General features: G+C 29.4%; 14 protein-coding genes. 3 read left to right on the top strand and 11 right to left on the bottom strand.

What is annotated here, in order from left to right; genetic code table 11:
* Window positions 1-3 precede the first annotated feature (3 nt).
* A complete protein-coding gene (locus ACKI5C_RS06025; protein ID WP_407432275.1) occupies window positions 4-1,260 on the top strand; it encodes a UbiD family decarboxylase in 1,257 nt (418 codons plus the stop codon).
* A gap of 2 nt (window positions 1,261-1,262) precedes the next feature.
* On the opposite strand, the gene amrS is transcribed toward ACKI5C_RS06025, so the two are convergent.
* The 7 genes from amrS to ACKI5C_RS05990 all read right to left on the bottom strand — a co-directional run bounded on the left by amrS (window position 1,263) and on the right by ACKI5C_RS05990 (window position 7,771).
* Window positions 1,263-2,135 (bottom strand): AmmeMemoRadiSam system radical SAM enzyme, encoded by an 873-nt coding sequence (gene amrS / locus ACKI5C_RS06020; protein WP_407432274.1) that lies wholly within the window; start codon window positions 2,133-2,135, stop codon window positions 1,263-1,265.
* Window positions 2,125-3,039: a thiamine-phosphate kinase gene (thiL, locus tag ACKI5C_RS06015; RefSeq protein WP_407432273.1), complete on the bottom strand. Its 915-nt coding sequence runs from the start codon at window positions 3,037-3,039 to the stop codon at window positions 2,125-2,127. Before thiL ends, amrS begins: the two co-directional genes overlap by 11 nt.
* A gap of 84 nt (window positions 3,040-3,123) precedes the next feature.
* Window positions 3,124-4,650, bottom strand: coding sequence for an adhesin (locus tag ACKI5C_RS06010; RefSeq protein WP_407432272.1), 1,527 nt, complete (start codon window positions 4,648-4,650; stop codon window positions 3,124-3,126).
* Window positions 4,651-4,737: 87 nt separating this feature from the next.
* Entirely contained in the window at window positions 4,738-5,214 is a 477-nt protein-coding gene (gene cfbA / locus ACKI5C_RS06005; protein ID WP_407432271.1) for a sirohydrochlorin nickelochelatase, read from the bottom strand.
* A 612-nt stretch (window positions 5,215-5,826) separates the two neighbouring features.
* Complete coding sequence (locus tag ACKI5C_RS06000; protein ID WP_407432270.1) at window positions 5,827-6,102, bottom strand: hypothetical protein; 276 nt, start codon at window positions 6,100-6,102, stop codon at window positions 5,827-5,829.
* A gap of 282 nt (window positions 6,103-6,384) precedes the next feature.
* On the bottom strand, window positions 6,385-7,287 hold the full coding sequence (cfbA, locus tag ACKI5C_RS05995; protein ID WP_407432269.1) for a sirohydrochlorin nickelochelatase: 903 nt from the start codon (window positions 7,285-7,287) through the stop codon (window positions 6,385-6,387).
* 85 nt (window positions 7,288-7,372) lie between these two features.
* Window positions 7,373-7,771 (bottom strand): Zn-ribbon domain-containing OB-fold protein, encoded by a 399-nt coding sequence (locus ACKI5C_RS05990; RefSeq protein WP_407432268.1) that lies wholly within the window; start codon window positions 7,769-7,771, stop codon window positions 7,373-7,375.
* Window positions 7,772-7,973: 202 nt separating this feature from the next.
* On the opposite strand from ACKI5C_RS05990, the gene ACKI5C_RS05985 reads away from it, so the two are divergent.
* A complete protein-coding gene (locus tag ACKI5C_RS05985) occupies window positions 7,974-8,918 on the top strand; it encodes a hypothetical protein (RefSeq protein WP_407432267.1) in 945 nt (314 codons plus the stop codon).
* A complete protein-coding gene (locus tag ACKI5C_RS05980) occupies window positions 8,911-9,786 on the top strand; it encodes a hypothetical protein (RefSeq protein WP_407432266.1) in 876 nt (291 codons plus the stop codon). The genes ACKI5C_RS05985 and ACKI5C_RS05980 overlap by 8 nt, the downstream gene beginning before the upstream one ends.
* Here ACKI5C_RS05980 and ACKI5C_RS05975 read toward each other — a convergent pair.
* From ACKI5C_RS05975 to ACKI5C_RS05960, 4 genes are read right to left on the bottom strand one after another with little or no spacing between them, the layout of a single operon-like run.
* Window positions 9,783-11,033, bottom strand: a complete 1,251-nt coding sequence (locus ACKI5C_RS05975) for a magnesium transporter (protein WP_407432265.1) — start codon at window positions 11,031-11,033, stop codon at window positions 9,783-9,785. The genes ACKI5C_RS05980 and ACKI5C_RS05975 overlap by 4 nt on opposite strands.
* Window positions 11,034-11,071: 38 nt before the next feature.
* The gene (locus ACKI5C_RS05970) at window positions 11,072-11,671 is read right to left on the bottom strand and encodes a potassium channel family protein (RefSeq protein WP_407432264.1); all 600 of its coding nucleotides are present in this window, start codon (window positions 11,669-11,671) and stop codon (window positions 11,072-11,074) included.
* 10 nt (window positions 11,672-11,681) lie between these two features.
* A complete protein-coding gene (gene cobJ, locus ACKI5C_RS05965) occupies window positions 11,682-12,755 on the bottom strand; it encodes a precorrin-3B C(17)-methyltransferase (protein WP_407432263.1) in 1,074 nt (357 codons plus the stop codon).
* 7 nt (window positions 12,756-12,762) lie between these two features.
* A complete protein-coding gene (locus ACKI5C_RS05960) occupies window positions 12,763-13,257 on the bottom strand; it encodes a hypothetical protein (RefSeq protein ID WP_407432262.1) in 495 nt (164 codons plus the stop codon).
* Window positions 13,258-13,505 lie beyond the last annotated feature (248 nt).

Below are 13,505 nucleotides of genomic sequence, written 5' to 3'. Positions count from 1 at the left end.
AAAATGAATATTAAAGATGAAAACATTATTGAAATTACGGAAGAATTATCTTCTGAATTTGAAGTAGCTCGCGTTTTAAGGGATTATCCTAAAGATACAGTTATTATTAAAAACGTTAAAGGATATGATATACCTATTATTTCCGGTATTTGTAATACACGTGAAAAAATAGCTAAATCAATTAACTGTGAAGTGTCTGAAATTACTGAAAAAATTATTGAAGCTAGCGACAATCCTATTAAAGTTGACAAATTCAGTGATTTTAGTGAATATGATAATTTAGAAATCGATTTAGATAAAATACCAATATTAACTCATTATAAAAGAGATGGTGGTAAATACATCACAGCAGGTGTTGTTTTTGCACGTGACCCTGTAAGCGGTATTCAAAATGCATCAATCCACAGAATGATGGTATTAGATAATAAAAGACTTGTTATCAGGATTGTTCCAAGGAATCTTTACACTTACTTCCAAAATGCTCAAAAAGAAGGAAAAGACTTGGATATAGCAATAGCTATTGGAATTGATCCTGCAATTTTGCTTGCAAGTACAACTTCAATCCCTATTGATTATAATGAAATGGATGTTGCCAATGCATTTAAAGATGGCCAGTTAACATTGATTAAATGCGGTGATTTAGAAGTTCCCGAAGCAGATATTATTTTAGAAGGTAAGATTTCTGTAACGGAAACTGTTAGGGAAGGTCCATTTGTAGATTTAACTGACACTTATGATATTATTCGTGACCAACCAGTAATTAACCTGGAAAAAATGCATATTAAAAAGGATAATCCATGTTATCATGCAATTATTCCTGCAGGATTTGAACATAAGTTATTACAAGGTCTTCCTCAGGAACCTAGAATATTTAAATCCGTTAAAAATGCAGTTCCTACAGTTGAAAATGTTGTTTTAACTGAAGGAGGATGCTGCTGGTTACATGCGGCTGTTTCCATTAATAAACAAACTGAAGGAGACGGTAAAAACGCTATTATGGCCGCATTATCTGCTCACCCATCACTTAAACATTGTGTTGTTGTAGACACTGATGTCAACGTATTTGATGCTGAAGATGTTGAGTATGCAATAGCTACCCGTGTAAAAGGTGACAGAGATATTATGATTGTTCCTAACGTACGTGGTTCATCTCTTGATCCAGTTGCTGAAAGTGATGGTACTACAACCAAAATTGGTGTTGATGCAACAAAATCATTAAAAACATTAGAAAAATTCGAAAGAGTTAGTTTTGGGGAATGAACTTAAATATTTCCCAAATAAACATTTTTTATTCCTTTTTTTATAGCAATTTCACGGGCTTCGTATAATATTTCCCTGTTTGTTGGCTCAATATCTCTCATTTTATAGTATGGAAATGCTCTTGAAAAGTGGAGCGGAACATCAACAGACAATTCATCAACTACAAAATCACATAATTGTTCTATCTCTTCAATTGAATCATTGTAATCATTAATTATTAAATTTGTAACTTCCAAATGCTTACCCGCCAAATAAATACTTCTTAAATTATCCAAAACTATGTCAAGGTCTGCACCACATACTTTTTTATAGAATTTTTCAGACATGGATTTCAAGTCTATATTGAATGCATCAACAAAAGTTAAAATTTCACCAAGAGACTGGCTTGACATATAACCGTTACTTACATAAATTACTTTCAGGTTTTTTGACTTTGCAAGCAGAGAAGTTTTTTTGTTGAAAGGTAAGTGTATAGTAGGTTCATTATAGGTCCAAGCAATTGACTTACAATTATATTTAAGTGCATTTTCGACAATCGTTTCTGGTTGTATTTTAATGCCATTGCCAAACTTTTCATATTCATGTGAAATCGTATAGTTCTGGCAGTGCAAACAAGTCATATTACACCCAAAACCGCCGATTGAATAGGTGAAAGTACCTGGCATAAACTTATTTAAAGGCTTTTTTTCAACAGGATCCGGGCTTAAAGAAGATACAATACCATAACTCAAATCAAAAAGTTCTCCATTTATATTTTTATGCTGTCTACAAACTCCAACATTGCCTTCCGCAATTTTACAGTAATTAGCACAAATCTCACATCTAATTTTTTGTGTTTTAGAGCTTTTTTTATATAAATCCTGACTAACTAACATAATGATTATAACCCCTGTTTTCAATTTCTCTTACTTCACCATTACTTAAAGTAATTTGGATTTTATTGGAATTATTCACTTCACCAATTATTGTAAAGTCAATATTCAAGTCATTATCTTTACCAATAGTGAAAATTAATTCAAAATCCTCACCGACATGCAAAAGCAAATCCAAATAATTCAACCCCAATTCAGATGAAATATCCTTATATTCCTGTGATATATTGAGTTTATCTTCATAAATCATAAATCCTAAAGAATCCGGCTTCATTTCATACAGTTCAGATGCTAAACCATCTGTAACATCAGTTGCTGATGTTGCCCCAGAATCTTTAATAACCTTTCCCTCAGATAATCTGGCTATTGGTTTTAAAGCTTTTTTTGTATAAATATTATCTTCTTTCAGGTTAAAACCCAAAGCGGCAAGACCAATATCGCCTGTAAGACAAATCAAATCACCTGCATTTGAAGTATTTTTCATTAATGGCTTATCACACAAGCCTAAAGCAGTACCCGAAATAATAATTTCAGATGCTTCATTTGTATCTCCACCAATTAAAGGTATTTTATAATAATCGCAGGCATCAATGACTCCGTCGATAATTTCTTTAAAGTTATTAACCTCCAAATCCTTAGGTAAAGCTATTGAAAGTAAAAAACCAATGGGACCGGCCCCCATTGCTGCAAGATCACTGACATTAACAGTGACTGCTTTAAAACCCATTTGAAAATAAGACATTGTCCTAGGAAAATGCTTTGATTCTATAAGCATGTCACAAGTAGAAATAAGATTAGTATCTCTAAATTTAGTAATAGCTGTGTCATCTGGTATAATATCCTTAGATTTAGATAAAATATAGTTAATTAATTCTTTTTCACCAATATCTGAGACATTTAAAGCCATGTATATTAGTATTAATTTTAAAATAAATAAGTTTTAAGAAAAAAAGTAAAAAAAATTAATGTGAAAAAATCACATTAACTAAATCTATTCAACAATTTCTATAGTATTACCTACCATTATTGAAGAATAATAATCGTCATCCATCACAGCGAAATAGAATAAATCTCTAAATCCTACAGGAAGGTTTTGACCAATACTTACAAGACCGTTTGCATCAGGTAAAGCTCCATAATAGGTATCATTAAATATAACAACACCATAGTGGTCACCAGTGATTGGATTGCCTGTATTCTTCTCTTTTATATAAAATTGGATAGGTTGATTATATTTAACTTTAGTACTTACTACACTAATAGCAGGAGTTATTCTTACTTTAATGAGGTTACTTACAAGACATCCCTCAAAATTAGAAGTGATAACATAATTTCCAGGTACTAAATTAATGGTTAAAGAAGCAGTTCCATTTTCATCACTTGTTCTATTATAAAATACACCATTAATATTAAATGATACATTTTTATTTTTAGCTAGAGTACCATTATCATTATAAAGAACTACAGTGTATTTAGCCTTGGTATTATATTCTATTGATATATTTCCACCAGTTTGAGAATTCTTAACTACAATTTTACTTAAAACCTCAACAGTATTACCTTTTTGCTCAGTTGTAACAGGATTTGTTGCTGTTATAATATATTTACCTGGATTTAAATTAATATTCAATTTTGCAGTACCATTTTCATTGGTTGTTCTATTATAAAATACTCCATTAATGTTAAAAGATACAGTTGCATTAGCTAAAGGATTACCTTGACTGTCTGTGAAATTAGCATAATATTGAGTTCCATTTCTGTAATATTTTTTAACATCATTTGCAGTGATTGTTGGTAAAACTGTAATATTATTTGAAGTTGCTTCTCCATTTTCTTTATAAGCAGATATGACATAATTGCCCGGATTTAAATTAATATTTAGTCTAGCAATACCATATTCATTAGATTTACGCTCATACATTACCCCATTGATGTTGAAAGTTATGTCAGCATTAGGTAAAGCTTTACCTTGGCCATCTAAAACCAATAAATAATATTGAGTTGCGTTTTTAAAGGATTTGCGAACATCATTACCAATTAAAGTAGGTAAAACAGTGATATTATTTAAAGCAAATTCATTGGTTGCAGGATTGGTAACTTTAATAACATAATCACCTGGGTTTAAATTGATTGACATCCTCATTAAACCATTTGCATCGGTAGTTCTATTATATTCAACACCATTAATCTCAATAGGAATAATTTTATTTGCTAACGGATTTCCACTAGCATCAAAAAAAGTCGCTTCATATTGTGTATCGTTCTTACAATATTTTACTAAATCACTTGATACAATTGAAGATTGGGTAGTATTTCCATCATCATCTGTATCAGTACCATTTTCCTGAATTAGACTTATATCACTACTAACATCGGTAGAAACAATATCAGTAGAGTCTAAATCACTACTAATAATATCTACACCATTATCATCAGCTATTTCTTCTGCACTAATAGCAGAAATTGAAAAAATAGCTAATAAAATAATTGTTATAAAAAATATATTTTTAAAGTTCATCATATCACATAATAAATTTTATTAATGTAATATAATTATAACTAATCTAATATATATAAATTTTCTAAAAAAAAGTTATCAGAACATCTATAAATGTTCTGAAATTCTATCCTTAATAATATCATATAATCTTGTATCAATACCTAAAGGATCAGTTAAAATTATTTCACCATCAAATTCAAAGTCTTCCTCATCTTCATCATGATGGTGATGATGATGTCCATGACCATGGTCATGCCCGTGATGGTGATGATGATGTCCGTGTGCATCTTCTTCTTTAAAATCACTTTCAATTTTAAGTAATTCGGGAATATCCCTTTTTGTGTGAAGTCCATGGGCAACAAAAACAGGAACAACAATAATTCTTTCCAAATCATTATTTTCAGTTAATTTATTAATAGATTCAGGAATTCCTGGTTTTTTAATTTCCATAAATCCATATTCTACAGCAGTATTAGGAAATTCATCTTTAAACATATTAGTATAAGCTTCAATTACTTTTTTACCATCTTCTAATCTACTACCATGGCTTAAAAGTAAAATTCCAGTTTTTTCGTCAATCATAATAACAACTCATTTTTTATTATTACTACTTTATAATTAAAAATATTTAAAGTTTAATTAATTAGAGGATTGGACACGAACTCATTAATTTTTAAATTTTTTTATTTATTTTTTCCTTTAACTTTATATAATATGAAGTATAATCTATTATTCCCATGTAAATCTTTATAATTGTTTTATTTATAGTTTTAAGAGATTATACCTCATGAACTTGAGAAAATTGATTCCAAAAGACCATCCGCGTTATTTTATTAAAAATATAGCCGATTATATTGACTGTTCTGAAGCGAACCGTAAGTTTGGTGATATGCCTGACTAATTTACTTATCCTCATATTATTGTTTAGGTTAGTTTTAACGAGTGTTTTTATCCTCACTTGAAATTAAGCGAAGAACACAAACAGATGTTGGTTATATGTACTTAACAAGTATGCAACATCCTAATTATCTTACAATTTTGAGATTTAAGCGTGATTATTCTAGATTTGATTGAACAAAATTTTTCTAAAAATAGAAATTAATTAAAAATTTTGCGACAATTCCTCAATTTTTAAAAAAAAAAGTTTTAAAGTATTAAAATACTTCATCAAATAATTAAATATTGTTTTGGATTTTAAGCTACCGGACCTGGATTTGTACCTGAAGGTGGACATATATCAATTGGTCCGTGAGGACCCCATATAACATTCGGAAGTATTCTATGAAAATTAGCTGGATCATATGGATCCGGAAAATCCCAATGTTTATTTATATTATTTGAAGCTGAATCACCCAAGTTTTCATAATCAGAATCAACATTCACATCATCAACATCAGAGGATGCTGAAACAAAACTCATACCAATTAAAGCAACTGACAAAACAAGTAATGCAAAAATTATTTTTTTCATGATTTATCGTCCTACAAATTTAAAATAAACAATACAATAATTTTTTATATTAATGCATGTTTTCTAATTATTAATTTGAATTCGACCACATATAAAGATTTTCGAATGGAAGTGGTTGCTTACATCATATTTTAACCAAAAAATATTAAATTAGTATTATTTAGATAAAAAAATACAAAATATCAATATAAATAAGAAATAAAGAAAATTTTTCTAAAAATAGAAATTAATTAAAAATTTTGCATACCTTCCTCAATTAACAAAAAAATAATAAGTTAATAATTATAAGGCATTATTAACTTTTTTTACTAAAATATCAATTAATATATCATCAGCCTTAATTGGCTCAGGATATAATATCTCACCATCAAAATCAATTGTTGTTAAATCATGATGGTGGTCATGGCCATGTTCGTGGTCGTGGCCATGGTGGTGATGATGTTCGTGAGAATGACCTTCTTTTAAGCCTAAAATTGTAGGAATATCATTAGTTGTGTGAACTCCCGGAGCAATAAATACCGGAATAACAATTAATCTATCAATTTCATTTTCACTAAGTAAAGTATCAATAGCGGTAGGAATATTAGGTTCTTCCAATTCCATAAATCCAAAATTACATGGATAATCAGTAGTTTTTTCAAATTTAGCAAATAATGCTGATGTAAATTCCTTATTGTATTTTAATCTGCTTCCATGTGAAACGAGTAAAACTCCTGTTTTAACATCTTCATCCAATTCAGATTCGGACAATACCTCTTCAATTCTTTTATCAATAAATTTAAGTAAATCATCATCAGGGCCAATAGGAGGCAATAATTCAATTTCACCATCAAAATCAACATCATCTGCAATGGATAAATAATGATTTTCCGGATAATTTCCATCAGGACATCTTGGGTCTTCTTCCAATGGGTCTAAACCTAAAAGAATAGGAATATCAATATTGGTATGAATCCCCGGAGCTAAAAAAACAGGAAGTGCAATAATTTTATCTAATCCATCGATTTCATCTTTTAAAATATCAACAGCGCCTGCAATACTTGGTTCTGAAACTTTCATATAACCGACTTCTGTTGCAAATCCTGTTTTATCAATAAATTTATCTTTTATTTCTGTAAAAGTAACCTCACCATAAGGCAAGCTACTACCATGACTAATGAGTATAATTCCGTTATTACTAATCATGATATAAATATTAATTAAATATATTATATAAAAGTAGTTATTAAAAAAAGTAGAAAAAAATTAAGGAAAGTATTAATTTCCAAAATTAGTTTATCGGTTTAAATTTAAATCCGTAAGAAATAACACCATCAGGTCCATCTTCAGAAATTCTTCTAAAGACCATTTCTACAGGATCACCAATTTCAATATTATCAACGTCACAATCAACAAGTTGTGAAGTTAATTTAGCACCTTCGTCTAATTCAATGATTGCAACAGCATATGGTGCCATCTTTTTGAAATCATCTGGAGGTGATCTAATAACTGAATAAGTATAAATTTTACCTTTGCCGGAAAATTGGAATGGCTCTAATTTTCCTTTTCTTCTACAATTTGGGCAAACAACACGGGCAGGGAAAAATACATCTCCGCAGGTATTACATTTTGAACCAACAAGATTATATCTCTGTTGTATATGACGCCACATTCTAACAGTATCTGACATGTGTATCCTCCAAAAAAATTATTGATTATTAATAATTATTAATAGTGATAATATAAAAAATTAACTTAAAAAGTTTGAGGATATGAATTAAACAATATTTGAAAAAAATAAGAAAAATTAAAAACACCATATAAAGGATTAAAAAAATCACACAATCGCACTTCAAAAATTAATTTAAAAAATATTATTCTAATTTTATTTCATGTACTCAAAAATAGATAACAAAGGAAATATAATTACTGGAACAACGCTAATTTTAGTTGTTTCAATTATTTTGATTGTAATTTTTGTTGTAAATAGTTTAAATTATATGGAAAGTGAAAATATCAACTCAATATCTAGTGATAATTTCAAATACATTATTAAAGACTACAATAAAAATTTAGAACAATTAGGTAGAGATTCAATAGCTGAAGAGACAGATAAATTATATCATGCACATATAATTCATAACAGTAGAGGAGATATAAAAAAAATCTTAAATAATAAATTAAAAGAGGTTAACAAAGAATATAAAGAAAAATATGGTATTGACATTAGATCAGAAGTCATATCTGTAGAAAGTACGGATAGCCCATGGAAAGTATTATTTAAAGTTCGTGTAAAAGCGGATAAAGATACTGAACAGTTTGATGGTATTTTAGAAAGCAATTCTTCAATTGAAGGTTTAAATGATCCCCTCCCTTATGCAAAATTACCTAAAATTCAAAGTAATATAAACCATCATGGGGACAGAATTTACTATTTTCAATCTCTGGCTCAATATTTGCGGATGCATAATGTAAAGGAATATAATGCATATCTTTTAGCCACGTCACCTTTAACAATTAAAAAATGCCCGTATGACCCTTATTCTCATCATGGAGATGGAAATACACTAAGTGAATGTTTAAAACAAGGTTATTTTCATGAAAGTGCAGACGGTAGTTGTTATTTATGCAGATTGGATGGAAAAGGTACTTGTCCGCATTATGGAATGGAAGTCTTTATTCAAACCCACACTATGTCAAATGAAAGTGTATCATGTTCTGATCATGTAGTTTTCCATGACAGATATACTGGAGAAAAATTAAACAAATTAGACATTAACAGTTTAATTTTAGATGATTCTCATGCCAAAAAATACGGGTTGATTCGCAATGGATAACCGAGGAAATTTTACACTTGAAATAGTGGTGGTCGGAATAATCATTTTACTGATTTTAGGTATTACTGCACTTGCATCTGAAGTCTCTCATGAAAAGATTTCAAAAAATGTAGAAGACAATGACATTGAAAAAACAATTTCAGAAATAGCTGATACATTAATAAATGATCCTGGAACTCCAATAGTATGGGAAGACTATAAACCTAAAAGAGTAGGCCTTGCAATCATCAATGAAGAGGAAAATATAGTCATGAACAGCGTTTCATACTTTAAATTCCTAGAACTCGGAAGAGATTACGATAACCTGGTTACTAAAAAACTATTCAATAATAAGTTTCATTCAAATATGGAACTGAAAGCATATGATACATCTATTTCAAGTGTAAAAATAGGTTCTACTGAAACTGAAGATAACAATGTTTTTAGTGTTACAAGAGTTGTAAAATGTGATTTTTTTAAAAAATATGTAATCTGTGATTTTTTAAACGATGGAAAATGTAATCATAACCATAATCAAAAAGACCACAGCTGTAACTACTTTAAAATATTTCCAAAAAATTTAAAAAAAATGGACTATTATTTACTGATAGATGACAGCGAGAACTTACAATGCGAATATTCAATTGATACAACACACTTTAAAAGTTATAATGGAAAAAAAGTAACAAATACAGAAATTTATTTAAACAACGATTTAAAAAATTTGTTTGAAGGAAATGATACAAGTTCTATCGTTTTTATTCACTTCAATAAGAAGGATGCAAAAGCTGTATTGGTCGCTGTTCCAAAGGAATTTGATAAAAATAAATTAAATTATAAGTATTTTACAACACAAACATGTGATTTCACCATAAGAGCTTGGAGTTAAATTATTCCAAGCAATAAAAGTGATACTGAAACAAGTATTAAACTGGAAATGGCATCTGTTAAACTTGTTGAAATAGGAATAACAATATTGTCCGGGTCTAAATCATGATTATATGAATTTATTGAAATGAAATAAACTACAAAAATCATTATTGTCAAAAGAATAATGCCTGAAATTAATGAAATAGCTATTATATTAACAAAACCTACACCGACCAAACCCAATATCTCGGTCGAATCCTCTGCCAAAAATCCAATGAAAGGAAACATCAAAAGTGCTAAAACATAACAAATTAAAAAGTTATGAATACTTTCACCCTGAGGTCTTGTTAAAGGTTCAATTAAACCGTAGTGAAGACTAGATGATAATCTAGCACTTAAAATACTAATTAAGCTTCCACAAAGACCAGAGAATAAAGGTAATAATGTAAGCAAAGTAGGATTAGTAAGCAATGTTTCGACAGAACTGTTCAATATTATACCGGCTGAAACACCCAAAGCGGAGCAAAGCAGTAAAATCGGAATTGATTGGAAAATAATTTTTTTAGACTCATCAGATTTTTTAATTGCGTAAATAAATGCTATGATAACTAAAACAATTATAACTACAAAACAGATATTTTTAATAAATGCATCAGTATTTAAAAATGATAAAAATATTACTGAAACAATGATAGCCGGCAATGTGAGTAAATCGCCTAAAGCAGCAATAATTGGTGTTGTAATATTGTCCGGATCCCAGCCATGACTAAAACTCTTAAATGACACCAGCATAGTAATTGGAAGCATTATCAAATTAGAAATTATTCCTGCAATTACACTAACAAATATAAAATCAATTAAGGACATTGATTCATAATGTAATAAAATACAGAATAATTTAGCTATAATAGCTAAAAATAAAGATAATACTAATGTTAAAACAAAAGATGAAATAATATTATTATTTAAATCTTCTGAAAACTTAAATTCAGGAGATAATATACCAATATGTAAATTGGTCGATAGTCTTGAAGCAAAAGTTCCAAAGATATTTCCCCTCATACCAATTGCACCAGGGATAATAACAAGTAATCCCGGAAATGTTTCTAAGAAAAAGGTCATGTTTCCCAAGATAATTCCGGCAAATAAATCTCCTAATGCACAAATTAAAAGAGCTATAAAACTTTCTTTTAGTACAGACTTATGTTCTGAAAAGAAGTCCTGAAATGAAGATAGTGAAGTGCGAATCTTCTTCTTGGTTTTCATGCATATCACTACCCACAATCATAATATCACTCTTAAATTTAATCTTCGTCATCTAATTCTTCTTGAATATCTTCTAATGAACATGATGCTGATGCCAATTTTCTTAAAAGTTCTGCACCTTCATCTGTTCCTTTTAAAAGTAAAATATCATTTGCAAGAATCATAGTATTTTTATCAGGACCATAAATCCATGATTCTCCTCTTCTAATAGCTATAACTCTCATTCCTGTACGATTAACTAATAATAATTCTCCTAAAGTTTTATTAGTTAAATCAGATTCATCCACCACACCAATTCTAGCAATCATCTTATCAGATTCTTCCATTACCATTTTAAATACAGGGTGTGGTTTAATACCTTTAATTACTAAATCAGCTAAATCTTTTGCTGCATTAGCCATACTTTCAGCAGCTTCAGCAATTTCAAGTAATGCAGTTAATTTTTCAGCATCTTCATATGTTCTTGCTGCAACTAATGATTCTTTTTTAATTTCATAATTCATTGCATTAACAGTATTTTCCAATGCCAATACTTCTTCAGCCGCATCAACACTATTAAATAAAACAGCTGAATAAGCTAAATCAACCATTAGCTCCGACATATTTTTCATTTCAATTAAAAGATTTTTAATCGACATTTTATCCCTCTTACAAATCCCTTGGATTATTTTTTAATAAGCATGCCCTTCTTAGTTTTAATAAAGTTTTTTTCTTAGATTTTAAATCATCAACTTCATCTAAAATTTCTTCTATAGGTCCTCTTAAACATTCAACGGCTTCTTTTTGGTGAGGCCAGTTGCACTCTTTACAATTCCAAACATTTTTGCCTTTTATCCACTCTCCGCCAGTTGATGAATCACCGCACGGGTAAAAAGGACAATAACAGAAATCACAATACTGGCCATCCCAGTGGCATGGATAATATTCGCATTCACGGTTAGGACCATGGCCAATTTCTCCATTTAAGAATTTTTCATAATGATTTCTAGAAAGTTCATGAATTGGAGTTCTTATTACATAACCTCTTGGGGTTATTAACTTATCATCTTGAATATAAGTTAAATCATTTCCAACAATTAATGTACAGGACATGTTAACAATATCTTCTGATAAATCTTTAACTTTAACAATAGTTTCTTTTGCAGGTTCATAAGTACTATCTACAATACCAATTAAAGCATCTTCTCCTTTTATATCTAAAACACATTGTTTAAATCTTCTAAATGGCTCTTTACGTGTTTTACTGATGGGGTTATAAATAGCCACGATTAAATTAGCTTCAAGAGCATACCTTAACTTTTTTTCTATTTCAGATAATGGAGTTAGAATATTGCTTAAACTAATAGCTGCAAAATCATTTAAAGGAGCTCCCAATTTTGATGAAGTATAATTAAGAGCTGAAACACCGGGATAGACTTTTACATCAACATCATCATATTTGGAAAGTATCTGATATAATACATTTGCCATTCCAAATACACCCGGATCTCCAGAACTGATTAATGAAACAACCTGGCCTTCCTTACTTTTTTGGATAGCAACATCAGCCCTGGCTATTTCATCGCCCATTCCCTTCTTTAAAATTTCCTTTCCTTCGATAAGGTCTTCAATTTGATCAATATATTTTTTATAACCAATAATAACATCAGACTCTTCAATAGCCTTTAAGGCGCCTAATGTCATATTTTCTCTATTTTGACCAATTCCTATAACATTAATCATGATTTACCTAAAATAATTTTAATACAGAATTTACTTTCATTTGATTGGTGTCGACTATCAGTTCCCCATTCTTATATGAAGCAACAGATGTAACTATTACTTTATATGAAGGATTTTGACTAATAACAATTTGTCCTGAAGTTGAATTTGGTGCAGCATAACCTAAAGCTTCAATAGTAATGTTAAATTCACCTTTACTGGTATCTTCATAGGTTGATGCATTCATTGAATCAACGTTAACGCCGTCAACATTCGACAGCTGCTGCATCTTATTCGCTACATCCTTATGGTTAGTGAAATTTACCGGTGTTGGATCTTTAACTAACACATCATTAACCTTTTGTGGACTAAAAAATCCGGTAATTTGGCCAACCTGCATATCAATTAACCCCTTAACATCCGGAACTTCAGCTGTGACAATTGTATATGAACTAAATAATCCTACTTCAAAAAATATTATAAATAATACAATTACTAGTAAAATTCTAAGAAATTTTCCCATTAATATCACATCTTACTTTTAAAATTACCTATAATAAATTAAGTTTTATTTTTAATATATAATAAATATAACTACAATTACATTATTAATTCTAAGTCTTAAAATTTTTGATGAAAAAACCATCAGAGTGTTGGCGGAAATTATTAGTTATTAATAACAGTTCAATTTTTTACTAATTTTTTACATTAATTTTAAATAAAGTTCAATTATAAACTTTCAATTTTTTTGCTTGATTTTTTCTTATTTTT

Origin of the sequence: Methanobrevibacter sp. (genome assembly GCF_045646045.1) — an archaeon.
In the GTDB taxonomy this organism is placed as follows: domain Archaea; phylum Methanobacteriota; class Methanobacteria; order Methanobacteriales; family Methanobacteriaceae; genus Methanocatella.
This window is presented reverse-complemented; position numbering and strand designations above follow the sequence as displayed.